We start from the raw sequence: 19,024 nt of genomic DNA on the forward strand, positions 1-19,024 counted from the left end.
GGTTAATGTTGGGGGCGGGAACAGCAGGGAAAATTTCCTATGGATAATCAAATCCGATTTTGCATTTATTTAATCCTGTAAAACACATGCAAAACAGCGTGAAGATGGAAAATTAACATTTCGCTGCATAAATCAGGTGGCAAATGGCCGTTGATCATGATAACCTATGCTACCAAGCGTGTCTCCCGCTCTTGGAATCTGTTCATAGCCCTATTGCTCAGCGTGATACTCGCCTCATCTTTCTTCGCAGGCATAAACATAAGCATAGACCTCATCGGCTTAAAAAGTCTCCAGCAGCAACTTGAGCAAGTATATGCGGACGTGGTTGTCACCCCCTCCACCGTTCCCGTATTCTCTCCACAAAACACTACGTTGCTCAAGTATCTTCTATCAAATATTGATGGAGTTGAAAGTGTTGATGTAATCTCCAGAGTCAATTCTGTACAAGCGATGCCAATCACTTTGTATATGCCAGACGGATCAAATATGACGCTTAGGTTTTTTGTTGACAGCTTAGTGGGCATCTCAAAAGGCTCCCGCATCTACAAGGACATAGTCTCCGAGATGAGTATTGAACCGGAAGAGAATGAAGCCTTCATCGAATCTCTATCTGTTATAGCGACCAGGATAAAAGCTGGTGACACATTGAAGATAAGCATACCTATAATTGTCGGGTCGGGTTCAGGTGCACGATTGCACCGTATCGAAAGAAGCCTAAAGGTGATAGGCTTTGTGAACATGGACGACTCCTCCTACTTAATGACCTTAGGCGTCTACACTATGCCAGTTCTCTCCCTTCTTCAGCCATCAGCAGTTCGTAGAGTTACACATAATTTCATAATAATCGATTGGGAAAAAACCCTTGCAAGAATCCTAGATGAAATTAACTCTTACACACCGTCTTTCTCTCCTATTGTAACAAATGTTCTCATAAACATTGATAGAAATAATCTCCTGAATCCTTGGGACATCGAGGTCTCAAAGACGAATATAGATCGAGTTGTCTCAATAATAACCAACACAATAAGGACCAACTATGGCGCGGTAGGTCTCAACGTTAGCAATAACATAGGGAACGTCTTCAGAATCTATGAGGGGTTCTCAACACTCATGACACTTCAAGGGGTCATACTTTCACTTCCAGTCTTCTTCATAGCATGGTATGTAGGTCTAACTGCCTCCAGCGTCTCATTCAATCTCCGCAGGCGTGAGATAGGCCTTTTACTCGCCAAAGGCTTCACAAATAGGCAACTCCTAAAAATATTCTTGATGGAAGCCATCATCGTCGGTATCATAGGAGCAGTTGCTGGACTATTTTTAGGCGAGATTTTATCGCCAATTTTCAGCATGAACCAGTTCATAGACCTCCTAATAATTGGTCCAGACACCGTATTACTCGTAGTTTTCTTCAGCGTGGCTATCGCTTTCCTAGCCGTCCTCCAGCCAGCCAAAAAAGCAGCCAACCTAAAACTTGTGGAGACTTTGCGTGAATATTTAAGTCTAGAGGAACCCAAGTCCCCCAGAAAGATCTGGATCTGGTTGGCTTTGTCGCTGGGAACATACAAGATAATAATGCTACTTTTGGGTTCAAGTTTAGATGATTTGCTATCTGCGGCCAGCGGCATATTAAGTATAGGGCGAGCGGGCTTCCTCATAAATCTACTATTAAGGATCATTAGATTCATCGACAGTTTATTACTTTACCTTGGACCTATACTCTTCTTTTGGGGGTTCACAAAAATATTTGTGGCGCAGTCACTAAAATTCCAGAAGCTTTTGGCAAGAGTATCCTCTCCGATAATCAAGGACCTCAGCCTGTTAGCCGAGAAAAACATACATAGGAATGCCGCTCGTATTGCGTCTGCAACCTTTCTCATGGCAATAATACTCGGCTACGCGGTCTCAACAGTAGGTCAAATCGAAACCCAGACGGACTATACCTCTAGACTCATCTACCAAACCATCGGCTCAGACATCAATATTATCCCAGACTCAATTGAGAATATCAGCTCTATTAGAAATGCTCTGCTAACTAACGTTCCAGGAATCGCAGCCGTCGCCGTTGAGTATAGAGGCTTCACTGGACAGACAGTGCTGGGAGCCGACTTCAGCTCAACCCAGCTCTCTGCAATAAACCCCGAAGAATGGCTTAAAGCCGCATACTATGAAGATGAGTGGTTTGTCGGAGGCCCAGCCGAGCAGATCTTTAAAGATCTCTCGAATGAAACCATCATACTCGAGGGAAGATTCTCCGACTATGTAAAAATCGGTGACATTGTCTCGATAACGATAGGCAACAGGGCATTCAACCTTAAAGTTATAGGCTTCTACGGTCCCAGCTCAGCAATCATCTCAAGCTTACCTCAAGCACAGCAGCTCAGGCTGAACCTAGTCCTACATTCTTATATAAGTGACTCTCTCTTTGCGCAGGTTAAGGGAAGCGTCTCATCCACTGCTCGCATACTCGTTAAGCTCCAGCCAGGTCAAGACGGCGAAACTATAGCCCAGAAGATCAATGAATTATCCGGTGTGGAGTGGGTCAACACGGCGGCTGAACAGATAAGATTGCGAGCTGAGAACGTTCTTCTAAGCGGGTCGCTAAATATTTCGAGACTCGGCGTCTTATTTGCAACGCTTGCAGCTTCAATCGCCATTACGCTCGTAACTTCTGTTACTCTACTTGAGAAACGTAAGGAGATTACTCTACTCATGGTTAAGGGTCTATCCGCCAAGCAGGTGATCTTGATGCTTATTGCTGAGAACCTAGGCGCCCTACTGGTTGCCAGTGCTATAGGCACTTTCGTAGGGTACTTGGTTCACAGAGGGAATGTAGCCTCAACTAGAACAGTGACGGGTCTCGTTGCTTCAAGAGTAGTTTTCTCAGCGAATGCCTTGGCAAGTTTAATCGGGATCTACGGATTACTCACAGCATCAGTAGCCATTCCCATCATCATAATGGTCAAGATAAGAGCGTCTAGGCTAATTTGGAGGACATAAAAATGGGTTTAGATGTAATCGTTAAAGATGTATTCAAGATTTATCGAATCGGAAAAGTTGAGGTTCACGCATTAAGGGGGTTAAGTGCACATATAGAAGACGGAGAAATAGTCTCGATAATAGGCCCAAGCGGAAGTGGAAAAACAACATTGCTTAACCTCATCGGCGGCTTAGATCGCCCCACCGCAGGCTCAATAAGGGTGGGAAGCATCGAAGTGTCTGAACTCAAACCTCATGAGCTGACAAAGTATAGACGAAAAACTGTCGGATACATTTTCCAAAACTTGAATCTTATACCCACATTGACTGCGGCTGAAAATGTTGAATTACCAATGATGGCTCTAGGCATTTCCAGAAAACAAAGAACTGAGAAAGTGAAAAATCTCCTAGAGATCGTGGGCTTGTCATATCGAATGGACCATAAACCTGAAGAGCTTAGTGGAGGGGAGCAACAGAGGGTCGCCATAGCATCAGCGCTAGCCAATGATCCGCCAGTCATACTTGCAGATGAACCTACAGGGGAGCTTGACACACTGAATGCAAAATTGGTTACAGACTACCTAATAAGGGTAAGCAGAGAGCTTGAAAAGACTGTGATACTCGTCACACATGATCCAAACGTGGCCAGAGCAGCCGATAGAATCATGAGAATTGAAGATGGCGTGATAAAAGAGGTATTAGCTCCAACAAGACTGGAATCAGGAATAACTACGCCGTCATCATACATAGATCATATAAAAACTAGGCTAGCAGATCTGGATCTTGAGCTGAGGAAGCTAGATGAAAGATTCAGAAAAATGGAGATCGATGGAGAGGAGTATGTGAAACAAAGAAGCCGTATCCAAAATATTAAATTGGGATTACAAGAAGAGCTCCATAGAATGGGTTTGGTCACATAATCACCGATCTGATCCAGACGAGTAGACAAGAACGGAGTATCGCATAAAAAACGAATAACATTGTTTTATAATAAAAAATATTGGAGCGCTATTTAGAAGCCTGACTGGATCCGCAAAGCATTTTCTTTAACCTCTCTTCTTATACCTAAACTGCTCGACCCGCATAACTGCCACCACATAAAGTCAAATCTGCCTCAGTCTTCTTCTGATAAAACACAGTATAACCTTCACCGCAGCCAATAGTGTTTTATTTAATTTCTAATCCATATCGTTGAGGACGAATAGGATGTCAGACTGTAAACTAATACTTGTCGGTATAGATTCGATGATCCTTGATCTTGTTCAGAGATTCGTAGCTGAAGGCGCAATGCCGAACATTAAGGAACTAATGCATTATGGATCTTACGGCTATGCTCTCCCATCCATGCCCACCTTTACCCCGCCAAACTGGACAACCATTGCGACGGGGGCGGATCCAAGCGTACATGGCATAACCAAATGGGTTTTCAACTCGAAAGAGTGTAAGGCTAAGCATCTGTGGACCAAAGCTGCTGAGCACGGTTTAAGATCAGTCCTTCTGAGGTATCCATGCGGCTGGCCTTCCACGCATAAAAATGTTATTGTCATCTCTGATGGGGCTCCACATGACGCGATTGGGGTTATCGAAGAGGCAAAAGCTTACACCATGGGGAAAATTTATAGATATTCTGGAGGGCTTCATGGAACCTTCGAAACATCTCAGCTAAACTTCTCACAGGCAGAGAGCTGGAAAAACCTTCCGGAATCGGAGCTTGCACCAATGGAGACGGAAATCGACCTAATCACATCCAATGAATACACCCAGATAAGATGGGTAGGCTTGGTATATGCTGATGGAAGCCGATCCTACAATAGGCTTCTCATATGTAAAACAAGAGACATCCGCGATAGTGTATGCAACCTGAGACCAGGAGAATGGAGTAACCATATTATCATTGACCTAGAGAGGAACGGAGAAAAGAAGAAAGCGGTCTTTAGGTTTAAGCTCGTGGAATTAGACGAGAACCTAAAAGGACTCTCAATATTTAGAACGCAGATACATTCATTGGAAGGCTTCACTGACCCGCCAGAGATAGGTGAAGAGATTTGCAGAAGCATCGGACCGTTCCTTGACAATCCATCCAGATTTTGCCTAGCACATAAATGGTTCGGCACATACTTCGAGGAACTGAAATGGCATTTGAAATGGCTTGTAGAAGCCGCAGCATATCTGAAGAAGGAGATAAAATGGAACCTCCTATTCACTCAATGCCAAGCCCCAGACTACGTTCAACATGAGTGTTGGGCTGGAATAGATCCCTCAGCCCCAGGCCATAATCCTGAGAAGGCGACGGAATATTGGAATATTCTGAGAGAAACCTACATGCTAATGGATAAATATATTGGGGATCTGAGAGATCTCTCTGAGGATGATACACTCTTCCTAGTAGTATCAGACCATGGTCATCTGCCCAACAAGGGAGTAATCTTTCTAGCAGACGCCCTGATCGATCGAGGTTTACTTATTTTGGATAGAGAAGGCAATGTGGACACGGCAAGATCGATCGTAAGGGGCTTCACTCATGATGGAATAATTCTAAACACTCAGAAAAGGTTTAAGGACGGTATTTTGAGTGATAAAGAGTCAGAGGAGTATGTTGAAGAGGTAATTGATCTACTATTATCCATTATGGACGGAGATCGACATGTCATTACCCTAGCCGTCAAGGGGTCAGAGGCCTATGTGTTAGGCTTAGACGAAAGTTCAGGCGACGTCATCTTCGCGCCAAGACCTGGCTACCACTTAGTGACAAGGCCTTCCGAAAAACTACAAATGCAAAGGACGGGATATATCGGATTACCAGACCCAAAATATGGGATTTGGGGAGGGGCCCAAAGCATTCATAACGGAATCCCCTCCGCACGCAGCCATCTCGGAACAAACCTAGCTATGTTCGTTATCAGCGGACCTGGAATAAAAAGGGGATATTATTGCACAAGGCCAATCTGGCTAAGAGACTTGGCCCCAACACTATCCTATCTAATGGGTTTGGGCAGGCTGGAGAATGCAAACGGTGCATTGATAAATGAGATTCTGGAAACAAAATGCTGAATGGAATGGACGGAGTAAAGTAGGATATAAGCTCCCCCTCATGGGCATGAGTGATCATGAAAATTGCCTCTTAATCTGTAACTGAGCACAAGCACAGTGATCTACGGGATAATTCTTATAAACAACCATGCATCTGTTCAATGAAAGTTGGTGGTTCGCAAGTGCCAAAATGGGGATATTCAGTAGCTGACTTAGATACGGAGACAATAGCTAAGGCGAGCGGTAGAGAGCTGAGAGTATCGGTCAAGTTGGCGAGAGAGGTCTGCACAGCAATTAAAGGCATGAAGCTCGAGGAGGCGAAAGAGTTCCTTAGACAGGTTCAAGAGAAGAAGAAGGCCGTCCCATTCCGTAGCAGCCGAAAAAAGCTTCCCCATAGGCGAGGCTTGGAAAAGATTGCTTCAGGAAGGTATCCGGTTAACGCTGCGAAGAACATCTTAAGAATTTTGGAGAGCGCAGAATCCAATGCACTTTATAAGGGATTAGATACCGAGCAGTTAAGAGTTATTCACGCAGCAGCCTATCCCGGAATGAAAATAAAGAGGTATATGCCAAGGGCAATGGGAAGAGCTACCCCTCGTTTTGAAACTCTATGTCATATCGAGATAGTCTTGGGAAGCCAGGGAGGAAAAAGTTAATTGTCCACAGTTAAACACTTCATTATCGAATCAGTTAAGAAAACAGATCTAGATGAGTTCTTATGGAGAGAGTTCGAGAGAGCGGGTTACGGTGGTGTAGATGTTACCAAAACCCCGCTTGGAACAAACGTAGTCATCTACGCCATTAGGCCAGGCATCATAATTGGACGCGGCGGCTTAACCATAAAGAATCTAGCTCAGGTTTTGGAGGAAAAATTCGGTTTACCTAATCCACAGATTTCTGTCGCCGAAATCGAGGTTCCGGAACTGAACGCCCATGTAATGGCCTCAAGGATAGCGGCTGCATTAAAGAGAGGAGTACATTTTCGGAGAGCCGGCTTCTGGGCATTAAACCAGATAATGGAGGCTGGCGCATTAGGCGCTGAGATAGTCATAAGTGGAAAACTTCGAACTGAACGCGCCAGAAGCGAAAAGTTTAGAGCTGGGTACATGCCTAAAAGCGGAGATCCCGCCCTAAAATACGTGAGAAGGGCTGTCGTACACGTTCAATTGAAGCCTGGAATTTTTGGAATAAAAGTCTCGATTATGCCTTCAGGAGTAGAATTTCCAGATAAGGTGGAACTAATTGAGATTATCTCTGAGGGCGCCTCAGAGGTACTAGAATCTTCTAAACCACAAATAGATGAAGAATCAGGGGATGCGAGTGAGAGTGAAGAGGTTGGGGAGGCGGGCGAATAATGGCGATCTTGAGGATGAAAGATATTAGAGATATGACGCAGAATGACAGGATCCAGAAACTGAGCGAGCTTCGCGCTGAACTTTTAAGATTAAAGACGATGGCTAAGTCCGGCGGGGCTATCGAGAACAGCGGCAGAATTAGAGAGATCAAGCGTACAATCGCCCGGATACTCACAGTTCTTCAAGAAGAAAGAATGGGAGTAAAAACAAGATGAGGATCGATGCTTCCATACTCCAACGTGAGTTCATAGGATTGGAGGCAAAAGTCGTTAGAAGCGCAAATCCAAGCAAAGTCGGAATTAAAGGGAGAATAACCAACGAGACAAAAAAAACTTTCACTCTTCTACATAATGGAAGAGAGAAGATGATAGTAAAGGAGACATCGACTTTCCACGTGAAGTTTCCAGATGGAACAGTAATTGAAATAGACGGAAAAGTTCTTATTGGGCGGCCGGAAGACAGGGTCAAAAGAGTCGTTAGGAGGCGTTGGTGAATGACGCTAGACACTGTCAAGAGACCTGAGAAGGAATGCGAAGACCCAAACTGTCCATTTCATGGGACACTGAAGGTGAGAGGAAGAGTTATTGAGGGTGTAGTTGCCAGCGCCAAGATGGAAAAAACGGTGATAGTCAGACGAGATTACCTAAAATATGTTCCAAAATACAAGCGGTATGAGAGGCGGCACAGCCACATACCCGCCCACAACCCGCCATGCATCAATGCCGCGGAGAACCAGAAAGTGAAGATTGCTGAATGCAGACCAATCAGCAAAACAGTATCCTTCGTTGTAATCGAGAAGGTGGAGGCATAGAGGAAAAATGGCCGCTAAAGCGAAGGGAAGGGCGCTGGTCGCAAAAGGAATAATTGGGAATAGACCAAAAATCTCAAGGGGTCTCCCTGCAGGCTGCCTGATAAAATGCACGGACAACTCAGGGGCCAAACTGCTGAGGCTAGTACAGGTCTTAGGGTATAAGGGTAGGCTGCGGCGAGTCCCAGAAGCTTCAGTCGGCGATGTCGTAATCGCATCGGTCAGGAAAGGGGCGCCAGACATGCGAAAGAAGCTTTTCAGGGCCGTTATAGTTAGGCAAAGGAGACCGTTCCGGCGGCCTGAAGGAGTATGGGTTCAATTTGAGGATAACGCGGCTGTTATAATCACTCCGGAAGGAGAGATGAGAGGCTCAGAAATACATGGGCCAGTAGCAAGAGAGGCTGCGGAGAGGTGGCCTAGAATAGCAAGCGCCTCAAGCATTATAGTCTAGGGGGTGATTTGAGATTTGATGAGGACCATGACATCTAAGCCGACAAAACAGAGAAAAATGCTCTTCAACGCGCCAGATCACATACGCGCCCGCATGCTCTCAGCACACCTTTCGGAATCATTAAGGAAAACATATGGAACCAGATCCATAACAGTGAGAAGAGGCGACAGCGTGAGGGTTGTTAGAGGCGACTACAAGGGATACGAGGGGAAGATAATAAGGGTTGACAGGAAGAAATACAGAATCTTCATAGAAGGGATAACACGAGAAAAAGCCGACGGGTCAACTGTTCTAATTCCAATTCATCCATCGAAGGTTGAAATCACAAAAATAAACTTGGATGATAAGTGGAGAGAGAAAATATTAAAGAGGAAGCACTCAACAAGAGCAACCGAAACCCCTGGCGGCGAGGAGATAGGAGAAGTAGGCAAACCAAAACTTGAAAAAGAGGTAATATCAGAACAGGTTGGAGAGGTTGAGAGAGAATGAAAAGAAAGGGGGGCGGAGGTCACTTAAAACGTGAGGTAGCCCCAGGTTTCTGGCCCATCCGCAAGAAGGAGGCTGTCTGGTCCGTTAAACCTATACCCGGACCACACCCGATTAGTCGCTGCATACCCATAGCATTAATCGTTCGAGACATGCTGGGATTAGCTCAAACTAGAAAAGAGGTTAAAAAAATAGTTTCACAGGGAAAAATTCTGGTGGATGGGAGACCCATACGTGATGATCGCTTTCCAGCAGGCTTAATGGATGTTATTTCGATTCCTGAAATCGAAAAGAATTTCCGTGTCCTGCCATCTAAGAAGGGTTTATCACTTCACCCAATCCCCCAAGATGAGGCTGGGTTCAAGATTTGTAGAATCGAGAATAAAACAACCCTGAAGGAGGGGCATATACAACTAAACCTTCATGATGGAAGAAACATTCTCATATGCAATGAGAACACGCCAAACCCAATACAAAACGAATACGAAACATTAGATACGTTGGCGATAGCCCTGCCAAACCAGGAGATCTTAGAACACTTCAAGATTGGGGAGGGAATGTTCGCATCCGTCATCGGAGGCGAAAACATAGGAAAATTCGGCACTGTCACCTCAATCATAAAAGAGACTGGCCGCAAACGTAGAAGATGGCTTGTTACCCTCAGGAACAGCGGAGATGAGACTTTCCAAACGATTCTAGACTACGTCTTCATCATAGGAGACAAGAAACCAAAGATCTCAATCCCAAGCCTGGAGGGAGACTGAGAATCAGATGATAACAACAGAAAGTGTTGAGGCAATGCAGAGTAATCCTATGCTTAAGCCAAGGATCGATAAAGTAGTGGTCAACGTGTCTGTTGGGAAATCCGGTGAACCACTAGAAAAAGCAATGAAAATAATCCAGGAGCTGACAGAACAAAAACCCTGCATCAGAAAGGCGAAGAAGACTATAAGGGACTTCGGAATTAGAAAGAATGAACCTATCGCTTGCATCGTAACTCTCAGAGGGCAAAAAGCTACATCTTTTCTCAAGAAAGCCTTCTCGGCTGTCGATAACAAGATCCGAGGGGAATGCATAGATAAGCTTGGAAATCTCTCATTCGGAATCAAAGAACACATAGATATTCCAGGAGTAAAATATAACCCGGAACTTGGGATAATCGGGATGGACATCTGCATATCCCTAAGCAGACCCGGGTATAGGGTGAAATGGAGACGAAGGGCCAAGTCTAAGGTTGGCAAAGATCATCTTTTGACCCCTGAGGAGACAATTTCTTTCCTTAAAGAGGAATTTGGTGTTGAAATATTGTGAGGTGAGCAATATTTGAGCAAACAGCCGATAAAGAAAATTAGAAAGTTCGGTAAGGGAAGCAGGCCGTGCAGAAGATGCGGATCTTACGGTCCAATAATCCGAAGGTATGGTATCAACTTATGCAGACAATGTTTCAGAGAAGTCGCTCCGAAATTAGGTTTCAAGAAGTATGAGTAGTAAGAAGGTGGAAAATGAAATGGATACAATATCCAATGGGCTTACAACGATAATGAACAATGAGCTAAGAAGAAAGAAGGAGTGCATAATTGCGCCAGCCTCTAAGCTGCTGGGAAGCGTACTTCGAGTAATGCAAATGAACGGTTATATTGGAGAATTCGAATTCATCGACGATGGGAGATCAGGAAAATTTAGGGTTCAGCTCCTTGGACGCGTGAATAAGTGTGGTGCAATAAGACCTCGTTATTCAGTGAGAGCAACGGATATTGAAAAATGGGAGAAGATATACCTGCCAGCAAGGGACATAGGAGTGATCGCCATATCAACACCTCAAGGTGTAATTTCTCATAGGGAAGCTAAACAGAAAAAGATTGGAGGTTGCCTCCTAGCTTATGTCTACTGAGATCCCATCTAAGGTTATCGTACTCCCTGAAAACGTAACCGTCAATCTGGACGGAAAAAAAGTAGAGATAAGTGGAGAGAAGGGAAGAATTATTGAAGACTTTTCGCATGCACCCGTCTCAATAAGGGTTGAAGATCGAAAGATCATAATTTCCACATCTGAATATAGGAAAAAGAAAATCGCCATGATCGGCACGGTAAAGTCGCATATAAGCAACATGATAAAGGGTGTGACCAAAGGTTTTAGATACAGACTCAAGATAGTATACTCACATTTTCCTATTACCGTGAAGGTCGATCGAGATAAAATTCTAATCGAGAACTTCCTAGGCGAACGGAATCCTAGAATTGCAAAGATTGTCGGCGACGCAAAAGTGATGGTGAAGGGAGACGACATAATAGTTGAAGGCATAAACCTCAAGCATGTAAGCCAAACCGCCGCAAACATTGAACAGGCAACAAAAATAAAGGCAAGAGACCCGAGGAAATTCCTAGACGGAATATACATCTACGAGAAGTCGGAGGGGATTTATGATTGACAGAGAAGAGCAATGATTTAAAAGACCTGGTAGAAAAAAGAAAGAGGGAAAAAAAGAAGAACCCGAAGTTTAGAAGACAGGAGAGCTGGCGTTACAAGCGCCTAAAGGAAAACTGGAGAAGACCAAAAGGATTAGACAATAAGATGCGAAAGAAGGTTAAGGGCTGGCCCCAATCTCCCAACATTGGATATGGGGGACCGAAAAAATCTCGTGGACTGCATCCCTCATCATTGAAGGAGATCATCGTATTCAATGTTGATGACTTAGAAACTATACGTCCGGATGTTGAAGCGATCAGAATCGGGCACACAGTAAGTAAAAGAAAGAGAATCGAGATAATCAATAAGGCAAAAGAGAAGGGGATATATGTACTTAACCCCGGGGAATTTAGAGAACTCGAAAAACCAGTAGTCGAAAAACAAACATCATGAGGAAATATTAGGCTTAATTAAGGGGTGGGCGGCTTGACATTGAGAACTCAACGCAGAATGGCTGCTGAAATATTGAAGGTTGGAGAGTCTAGAGTATGGATAGATCCTGAAAAGGCAGACGAAGTTGAGATGGCAATTACAAGAGAAGAGATTAGAAAACTGATACATGAGAAGGTCATACGCAAGAAACCAGAAAGGGGGATAAGCAGATACAGAGCCCGGATATTAAGTGAAAAGAAGAAGAAAGGAAAGAGGCGTGGACCCGGTTGTAGAAGCGGATCCGAGAATGCTAGGTCGCCTTCAAAAGAGGCCTGGATGAAGAGAATAAGGGCGCAGAGGAGAAGGTTAAGAGAGCTGAAAGACAAGCGTATAATCACGGAAAATGTTTACCGAAAGCTATACCAGATCGCAAAAAGCGGAGGCTTCCGTTCAGTATCAGATATTGACCGATATATTGAAGCACACGGCTTAAGGAGAAGAAAGTAATGGCAAAAGACGCAAGCTATAATGTGCCATACCGCCGACGCAGAGAAGGAAAGACGGATTATAGGCTAAGGAAAGATTTGATACTATCCGGGCTTCCTAGAATTGTCATAAGAAAGACTAGAAAGTACATCATTGCACAAGTTATAAAAGCGACAGAAAAAGGTGACGAAGTAATAGCCTCATCTCATTCGCGTGAACTAAGAACAAAGTATGGATGGCTTGGAAACTGCGACAATCTACCAGCATCATATCTAACGGGACTAATTTGCGGGTACAGGGCGGTCCAGAAAGGTGTAAAAGAGGCTGTCTTAGACGTGGGGCTACAAAGACCTACCAAAGGCTCACGGATATTCTCGGCTCTGAAAGGTTTCACGGATGCGGGAGTAATGGCTCCATACGGCGAGGATGTCTTGCCATCTGAAAGTCGAATCTCCGGGGAGCATATAGCAAAATATGCCGAAAAATTGTCCCAGCAACCTGAATTATTCTCTAGAATATTCTCAGAATACTTATCAAGAGGTTTAAGACCAGAAGATATTCCTGAACATTTCCATGCGATCAAAGAAGCCATAATCTCATGTTTTGAAAAACAGACTTGAAATAATAAAGTTCCCCATTATTTAACTCTCAAGAATCAATCGTTAATTTTTAACTTGAAAGACTGGTCATTTATGATTACTCTCGTTCGTTACTCCCTTCGAGAGATCGATCTTCACGTGGTAAAGATCTCCCTCAACTCTGTACTGCATTGGGAATGAAGATTTCCTGAAAACACGCATCATCTTAATATTGTCTCTCATCACCCACGCTACGAAGCCTGAAATTCCCTTTTTTATAGCAACTTCAGCAAGATGCTTGAAGAGTATTGATCCTAAACCCTTATTCTGCCAATCATCCCTAACGACGAATGCTACTTCGGCCAGATCGCTGTTGGGGATTCGAGAATAACTTCCTATTCCAATTATGCTCTCTCCGCTCCTCTCTGAAATAGAGGCTACCAAGACCATCTCATTATTGTAATCTACAATCACGTATGGCCAGACTCTCTTTAGGGGAAAAGCCCTTAAAGAGCCGAAATAACGTTTAACGACGGCTTCCTTCGACAAAGAATAGAAGAGATGCTGTTTCATCGTTGCATCTGAAGGCTTGATCGGTCTAATCAAAACATCTGTACCATCCTTAAGGGTCACCCTTCTCTCAAGTTCCTCCGGATACTCAAGTTCGGGGAAGGGAAGAACTTCTTGAGGAACGTAATGTCGGCGTTTAGCCCACTCTAAGAGGCTGTTCCGGAATCTCGGATGAGCGATATTTATTATTGATAACGCTCTCTCTTTAATGCTCTTCCCCCTCAAATTCGCTATACCATACTCTGTCACCACGTAATCGACATCACCTCTTGTCAGAACAACGCCGGCGCCGCTGCTTAGATGAGGCTTTATTCTCGAAATCTTTCCCTCCTTTGCTGTTGAGGGTATAACGGTTATTGCCTTACCATTCTTCGCAAGCATCGCCCCCCTGATGAAGTCGGCCTGACCGCCAAGACCACTATAGAATCGATAACCCAAAGAGTCAGAGCAGACCTGTCCCGTCAAATCAATTTCAAGCGCCTGATTAATGGCAACCATCTTCTCATGCTGGCTTATCACTAACGGGTTATTGACATAATCTGACTCATAGAATTCAACCATTGGATTATTATCTATAAAATCGTATAATCGTCTAGTTCCCATAGCAAAAGATGCGATTATCTTTCCCCGGTTTATCGTCTTTTTTGCGCAAGTCACCACACCATCCTCAACTAGATCGACAACGCCTTCGGTGAGGAGTTCAGTATGTATGCCAAGATCCCTCTTATCTACCAGAGCATCCAATACCGAGTCTGGAATACTGCCTATGCCTATCTGCAAAGTTGACTCATCATCGACTAGCTGAGAAACATACCTAGCTATCCTCTCGGAAACTATGTCGCGTTCTCGACGCGGCATCTCTAGGATCGGCTCATCATGCTCAACAACGACGTCGATTTGGTTGACATGAATGAAGCTGTCGCCTAAAACCCTGGGCATCTCACGGTTCACTTGAGCGATCACAAGCTTCGCATTCTCTGCCGCTGTCTTAGTGATCTCAACTGAAACCCCGAGACTGCAGAAGCCATGCTCATCTGGCGGTGTCACCTGAATCAATGCAACATCGATGGGAATCATTCCTCTTCTAATTAGGCGAGGAAGATCTGAAAGGAAAACAGGTGTATAATCAGCTCTTCCTTGGGCAACAGCTTCACGCGTGTTAATCCCAACAAAGAAGGCGTTTAAACGAAATCTTTCCGAGTAGATAGGCCTCGTGTATGGAGCGACACCCAACGTATGTACATGTAGAATCTCATTATCTTCGAGATGACTTGCCTTTTCAACAAGTCCGTTGACCAAGTACTGCGGCTCCCCGCAAGCTGAACCTACGAAAATATGGTCACCAGTCCTAATCAGCTCAAGAGCTTCCTTTAACCCCATCTTCTTCTCGTCATAAGATCTCGATCGAAGCTCCTCCTTACTCTTCATACTTGTCAAGCACACTCATGTTAAATTCGAATACAAATAAACATTAAAACCGGCATAGATAAATATGAAGGAGCCGCGCCTAAATCATTAAAAACCCGACAGAAAAAGGTGATGGAGACAGGTGAGCCGATGGTCCTAGAGGCGTTCTTCAAACCAAGGTCGATCGCCGTTATCGGGGCGAGCAGAGAGCCCACAAAAGTTGGGCACAAAGTATTCAAGAATCTGCTTGACTCAGGCTTTCCAGGCGACGTCTTCCCAATTAACCCTCAAGCAGACCAAATATTAGGAGTAAAATGTTATCCTGATGTAAATTCTGTTCCATCAGAGGTGGACTTGGCGGTGATCGCCGTCCCAGCAAAGATAGTGCCAATAGTTGCTGAGCAATGCGGACAAAAAGGTGTGAGGGGAATTACCGTCTTATCTGCTGGTTTTAGCGAAACCGGAAAAGAAGGCGCCATGCTTGAAAGGAACCTTGTCGACATTTGTCGAAGATATGGGATGCGACTGCAAGGACCAAACTGCCTTGGAATAATCAACGTTAGGGGGCGAATGAACGCGTCATTCGCGGCTGCCAATCCACTACCTGGAAGAATAGCCTTCGTATCGCAGAGCGGCGCTCTTGGAAGCGCCATTCTTAATCTCGCCATCCAGAAGGACATAGGTTTCACAAGTTTCGTCAGCCTCGGCAATGAAGCGGACTTAACCGCTGCAGATTTTCTCGAGGAACTGGCAAATGATAATGAGACCAATGTGATCGGGCTCTATATTGAGGGAATAAAGGACGGGGAGCGCTTCATAAATGTTGCGAAAGAGGCAACTAAAAGGAAACCAGTAGTCGCATTAAAGGCGGGAACAACTGAGGTTGGAATCAGGGCGGTCTCATCCCACACTGGATCTCTCGCTGGCTCTGACACAGCCTTCACAGAGGTATTCAGAAAGACATCTATTATCAGGGTGAATACCTTAGAGGAACTATTCAATGTGGTCATAGCATTTGGCGAACAGCCTCTCCCAAAGGGGAAAAGAACGCTCATCATAACTAACGGCGGTGGCCCCGGAATTCTGGCCGCAGATATGTGCGAACGGATTGGACTTGAGTTACCTCTGCTAGAGTATGATATTCGAGAGGAGCTGAGAAAATCGCTTCCTCCGCATGCAAGTTTGAATAATCCAATCGATATTCTTGGAGACGCTGATGAGACTAGATACAAAGTTGCTCTCGAGGCCGGTTTGAAAAGCGAGGTGATCGATGGAATAATCGTAATACTGACGCCTCAAGCAATGACTCCATGCGAAAGAGTATCTGAGGTTTTGTCTGAGATACGTAAAAAATCAAGTAAGCCGATACTCGCCTCTTTCATGGGCCTCGATGACGACTCTATAGCGATAAAAACTCTGCAGAAGAGTGGGGTGCCAAATTATAGTTTTCCCGAATCCGCGGCCTACGCGCTAAAGAGAATGTGTGATTATGTATCAGCCCTTAAACGACAAGAGAATAATATTCCCGTTTTTAACGATGTGGATGACGAGAAGATTAAAGAGATAATTACGAAGGTCAAAAGTAGCGATAGACTGAGTCTCACAGTCGATGAGGCCTTCGAGGTTGCTGAGGCTTACCGAATTCCCATACCTAAGGGCGCTATAGCAAGAAATAGAACAGAGGCGGTCGATATAGCCAATTCTATCGGATACCCGGTTGCGATGAAAATTGTTTCTCCAGAAATACTGCATAAAACTGACGTAGGCGGTGTTATCCTAAATGTTAACTCAAGCTTTGAGGTAGATAGACACTTTGATGAACTGTTGAGAAGGGCGAGTCAACTCATTCCTCAAGCAAAAATATCGGGTATACTGATTCAAGAAATGGTGCAGCAGGGAAAAGAGGTTATTGTAGGCGCAATCAGGGACCGACAGTTCGGTCCATTAATAATGTTTGGACTCGGCGGGATATATGTAAACTTCCTTAGAGATGTTTCCTATAGATTATGCCCCATAACTAGGTCGGAGGCAAAAGAGATGATTGAAGAGACCAAGGCATATACGCTGCTGAGAGGTGTAAGAGGAGAGTCACCCTCAGATATTGATTCCCTGATAGAGGTTATCTTGAAAGTCTCACAGATTATGTATAGATTTCCAGAGATAGTTGAAATGGAGATAAACCCGCTCTTTGTTTATCGGGAGGGAGAAGGCTGCACTGCAATTGACATCCGAGCGACGATTAAAAAGTAACTCATCTTAACGAACCATGCGCACGATATGTCACGACACTATCAATCCTCTAACCCTTTATTGTTCATATGCGAAGGACGCTGAAAGAGGCTACTGATCTCTTCTTATCACATCTCTAAATGCCCAGTAATAGTTAAGAAAATAGTTATGTGCAAAGGCAATTAGAATTCCAATAGATACAGAGATGAGATACCATATTCCAAAAAACTCTGTCAAGACATATGTCACGATCATTTGAACGACGGCTCCTTCAGCTCCGACAATAGCAGACTTAGAAGCACGCTTAAAATGAAACCTGATAAACCTGCTAATTCTACTCATCATTTTCCATCCACTTCTATACCTTCAAATCTTTCACCATATATGTTCTCTCATATTCGCCGCGAACTTTTTCATATAAAGTAGAGATAGCCTTATTTTAGTTATGCCGCAATTCATACAAGATAATCTCAACAAAGTTTTATGAGTATGAAACAATCCAACAATATTTGTGGAGTGTTGACAGAAATGCATAATCATGCCATTTATCTGGCGTCGTTGGAGGGGCTTGCAGGCAAGACTACAATAGCCATTTCATTTGCGCTGCTAGCAAAAGGAGAAGGAATGAAAGTTGGCTATTTCAAACCATTAGGCTTTCGGAGTGATACGAGATCTAAAGAATCTTTTGACGAGGATGCGGTGACCCTCAAGAAGATTACGGGACAAGAGGACAAACCGGAAGACATCTGTCCCCTAACCTTTAAGAGGGAAGCATTGCTTGACGATTTTATGGGTATAGGAATTTCCAGATGCGGTACTCTAATTGTGGAGTCATATAATAAGGTCTCGGCTGGTAAAGACCTAGTTCTAATAGAAGGTGCCCCTAAGCTTTCATATGGCCACGTACTTGGATGCCCAGCTCCGAAGCTAGCTAAAGACCTTAATGCAAAGATCATAGTGGTAACCGTTTTTAGAGACGACTCCATCATAGATGATCTTCTTCAAGCTGAGGACTACTGCGCCAAATGTGGGGCCTCTATATCTGGCGTAGTGTTAAACAAGGTTCCTGAGGGGAAGATGGAGAGGGCGAAGAAGATGATCGCTCCCTTCCTACAAGAAAAAGGGATTGAGATCTTGGGAACTGTTCCGGAGGACACATTACTCAGCGCACTAACCGTAAGCGAAATTTACGAGGAGATCGGAGGAAAACTTCTAGCGGGGAAAGAAGGCATGAACAGAATTATAAAAGCGGTGTTGGTTGGCGCTATGACTCCTGAGAGTGCCATACGATATTTCCAGAAGACAAAAGATGAGATTGTCATAACGGGCGGGGACAGAACTGACATAATACTTGCGGCATTGGAGGCAGGGGTTTCTGGACTAGTGTTAACTGGCAACCTTTATCCAAGCATAAAAGTTTTGCCGAAAGCAGACGACCTATCTGTCCCCGTAATTTTAGTCCCCGATGACACATACACTACTCTTCAAAAAATCAGGAATATTGTTGGGAAGATTAAACCTGAGGATCACGCGAGAATCGATCGAGCGAAGAGCCTAGTAATGGATAATGTGGATTGGCGCAGGATCTTGGAGATGTGGAACTAAAGTTTTACAGTTTGGTGAACGAATATTGCCCATCAGGCAGCCGATTGTCTGCGTCCTAGGGCACGTTGACAGCGGCAAGACTCTTCTTTTAGACAGTATCCGAAAAAGCAGCGTGCAAGCTAGGGAAGCAGGAGGTATGACTCAGCATATTGGCGCAAGCTTCTTCCCGCTTGAGACTTTGAGGGAGATAGCGGGTCCACTGCT

At 44.5% G+C, this 19,024-nt stretch carries 22 protein-coding genes and 1 pseudogene; 21 read left to right on the forward strand and 2 right to left on the reverse strand.

Annotation, left to right across the window (positions count from 1 at the left end; translation table 11 throughout):
* The first annotated feature begins 156 nt into the window (after nucleotides 1-156).
* The 18 genes and pseudogenes from NZ952_05300 (at nucleotide 157) to NZ952_05385 (ending at nucleotide 13,051) form a co-directional block, all read left to right on the forward strand.
* On the forward strand, nucleotides 157-2,997 hold the full coding sequence (locus tag NZ952_05300; protein ID MCS7120601.1) for an FtsX-like permease family protein: 2,841 nt from the start codon (nucleotides 157-159) through the stop codon (nucleotides 2,995-2,997).
* A 2-nt stretch (nucleotides 2,998-2,999) separates the two neighbouring features.
* Nucleotides 3,000-3,671: pseudogene (locus NZ952_05305) on the forward strand (ABC transporter ATP-binding protein).
* A 511-nt stretch (nucleotides 3,672-4,182) separates the two neighbouring features.
* Complete coding sequence (locus NZ952_05310; GenBank protein ID MCS7120602.1) at nucleotides 4,183-6,027, forward strand: alkaline phosphatase family protein; 1,845 nt, start codon at nucleotides 4,183-4,185, stop codon at nucleotides 6,025-6,027.
* Nucleotides 6,028-6,188: 161 nt separating this feature from the next.
* A complete protein-coding gene (locus tag NZ952_05315) occupies nucleotides 6,189-6,662 on the forward strand; it encodes a 50S ribosomal protein L22 (GenBank protein ID MCS7120603.1) in 474 nt (157 codons plus the stop codon).
* Nucleotides 6,663-7,361, forward strand: coding sequence for a 30S ribosomal protein S3 (locus NZ952_05320; GenBank protein MCS7120604.1), 699 nt, complete (start codon nucleotides 6,663-6,665; stop codon nucleotides 7,359-7,361).
* Nucleotides 7,361-7,576, forward strand: a complete 216-nt coding sequence (gene rpmC / locus NZ952_05325) for a 50S ribosomal protein L29 (GenBank protein ID MCS7120605.1) — start codon at nucleotides 7,361-7,363, stop codon at nucleotides 7,574-7,576. Before NZ952_05320 ends, rpmC begins: the two co-directional genes overlap by 1 nt.
* On the forward strand, nucleotides 7,573-7,854 hold the full coding sequence (locus NZ952_05330) for a ribonuclease P protein subunit (GenBank protein ID MCS7120606.1): 282 nt from the start codon (nucleotides 7,573-7,575) through the stop codon (nucleotides 7,852-7,854). The genes rpmC and NZ952_05330 overlap by 4 nt, the downstream gene beginning before the upstream one ends.
* Complete coding sequence (locus NZ952_05335; protein ID MCS7120607.1) at nucleotides 7,855-8,172, forward strand: 30S ribosomal protein S17; 318 nt, start codon at nucleotides 7,855-7,857, stop codon at nucleotides 8,170-8,172.
* Between the two features lie 7 nt (nucleotides 8,173-8,179).
* On the forward strand, nucleotides 8,180-8,620 hold the full coding sequence (locus NZ952_05340) for a 50S ribosomal protein L14 (protein ID MCS7120608.1): 441 nt from the start codon (nucleotides 8,180-8,182) through the stop codon (nucleotides 8,618-8,620).
* Between the two features lie 18 nt (nucleotides 8,621-8,638).
* Nucleotides 8,639-9,109 (forward strand): 50S ribosomal protein L24, encoded by a 471-nt coding sequence (gene rplX / locus NZ952_05345; GenBank protein MCS7120609.1) that lies wholly within the window; start codon nucleotides 8,639-8,641, stop codon nucleotides 9,107-9,109.
* Entirely contained in the window at nucleotides 9,106-9,870 is a 765-nt protein-coding gene (locus NZ952_05350; GenBank protein ID MCS7120610.1) for a 30S ribosomal protein S4e, read from the forward strand. The genes rplX and NZ952_05350 overlap by 4 nt, the downstream gene beginning before the upstream one ends.
* Nucleotides 9,871-9,877: 7 nt before the next feature.
* The gene (locus tag NZ952_05355; protein MCS7120611.1) at nucleotides 9,878-10,417 is read left to right on the forward strand and encodes a 50S ribosomal protein L5; all 540 of its coding nucleotides are present in this window, start codon (nucleotides 9,878-9,880) and stop codon (nucleotides 10,415-10,417) included.
* A gap of 12 nt (nucleotides 10,418-10,429) precedes the next feature.
* Nucleotides 10,430-10,594 (forward strand): 30S ribosomal protein S14, encoded by a 165-nt coding sequence (locus NZ952_05360; GenBank protein ID MCS7120612.1) that lies wholly within the window; start codon nucleotides 10,430-10,432, stop codon nucleotides 10,592-10,594.
* A 19-nt stretch (nucleotides 10,595-10,613) separates the two neighbouring features.
* On the forward strand, nucleotides 10,614-10,997 hold the full coding sequence (locus NZ952_05365) for a 30S ribosomal protein S8 (protein MCS7120613.1): 384 nt from the start codon (nucleotides 10,614-10,616) through the stop codon (nucleotides 10,995-10,997).
* Nucleotides 10,987-11,535, forward strand: coding sequence for a 50S ribosomal protein L6 (locus tag NZ952_05370; protein MCS7120614.1), 549 nt, complete (start codon nucleotides 10,987-10,989; stop codon nucleotides 11,533-11,535). Before NZ952_05365 ends, NZ952_05370 begins: the two co-directional genes overlap by 11 nt.
* On the forward strand, nucleotides 11,532-11,966 hold the full coding sequence (locus NZ952_05375; protein ID MCS7120615.1) for a 50S ribosomal protein L32e: 435 nt from the start codon (nucleotides 11,532-11,534) through the stop codon (nucleotides 11,964-11,966). The genes NZ952_05370 and NZ952_05375 overlap by 4 nt, the downstream gene beginning before the upstream one ends.
* Nucleotides 11,967-11,999: 33 nt before the next feature.
* Complete coding sequence (locus tag NZ952_05380; GenBank protein ID MCS7120616.1) at nucleotides 12,000-12,452, forward strand: 50S ribosomal protein L19e; 453 nt, start codon at nucleotides 12,000-12,002, stop codon at nucleotides 12,450-12,452.
* Nucleotides 12,452-13,051 carry a 50S ribosomal protein L18 gene (locus NZ952_05385; GenBank protein MCS7120617.1) on the forward strand — a complete coding sequence of 200 codons (600 nt, stop codon included), beginning with the start codon at nucleotides 12,452-12,454 and terminating at the stop codon, nucleotides 13,049-13,051. The genes NZ952_05380 and NZ952_05385 overlap by 1 nt, the downstream gene beginning before the upstream one ends.
* A 66-nt stretch (nucleotides 13,052-13,117) precedes the next feature.
* On the opposite strand, the gene NZ952_05390 is transcribed toward NZ952_05385, so the two are convergent.
* Nucleotides 13,118-15,007, reverse strand: a complete 1,890-nt coding sequence (locus NZ952_05390; GenBank protein MCS7120618.1) for a GNAT family N-acetyltransferase — start codon at nucleotides 15,005-15,007, stop codon at nucleotides 13,118-13,120.
* A gap of 129 nt (nucleotides 15,008-15,136) precedes the next feature.
* Between NZ952_05390 and NZ952_05395 the strand changes: the two genes are divergently transcribed.
* Nucleotides 15,137-17,236, forward strand: coding sequence for an acetate--CoA ligase family protein (locus NZ952_05395; GenBank protein MCS7120619.1), 2,100 nt, complete (start codon nucleotides 15,137-15,139; stop codon nucleotides 17,234-17,236).
* A gap of 90 nt (nucleotides 17,237-17,326) precedes the next feature.
* Here the strand turns inward: NZ952_05395 and NZ952_05400 are convergent, their stop codons facing one another.
* A complete protein-coding gene (locus NZ952_05400; GenBank protein ID MCS7120620.1) occupies nucleotides 17,327-17,560 on the reverse strand; it encodes a GtrA family protein in 234 nt (77 codons plus the stop codon).
* Nucleotides 17,561-17,743: 183 nt separating this feature from the next.
* Here NZ952_05400 and NZ952_05405 point away from each other — a divergent pair, with 183 nt between their 5' ends.
* Nucleotides 17,744-18,820, forward strand: coding sequence for a phosphotransacetylase family protein (locus NZ952_05405; protein MCS7120621.1), 1,077 nt, complete (start codon nucleotides 17,744-17,746; stop codon nucleotides 18,818-18,820).
* 22 nt (nucleotides 18,821-18,842) lie between these two features.
* Nucleotides 18,843-19,024 (forward strand): translation initiation factor IF-2 (locus NZ952_05410; GenBank protein ID MCS7120622.1); only part of this gene is annotated, 182 nt, incomplete at its 3' end.

It is taken from the genome of Candidatus Bathyarchaeota archaeon (assembly GCA_025059045.1).
Classification (GTDB): Archaea; Thermoproteota; Bathyarchaeia; order Bathyarchaeales; family DTEX01; genus JANXEA01.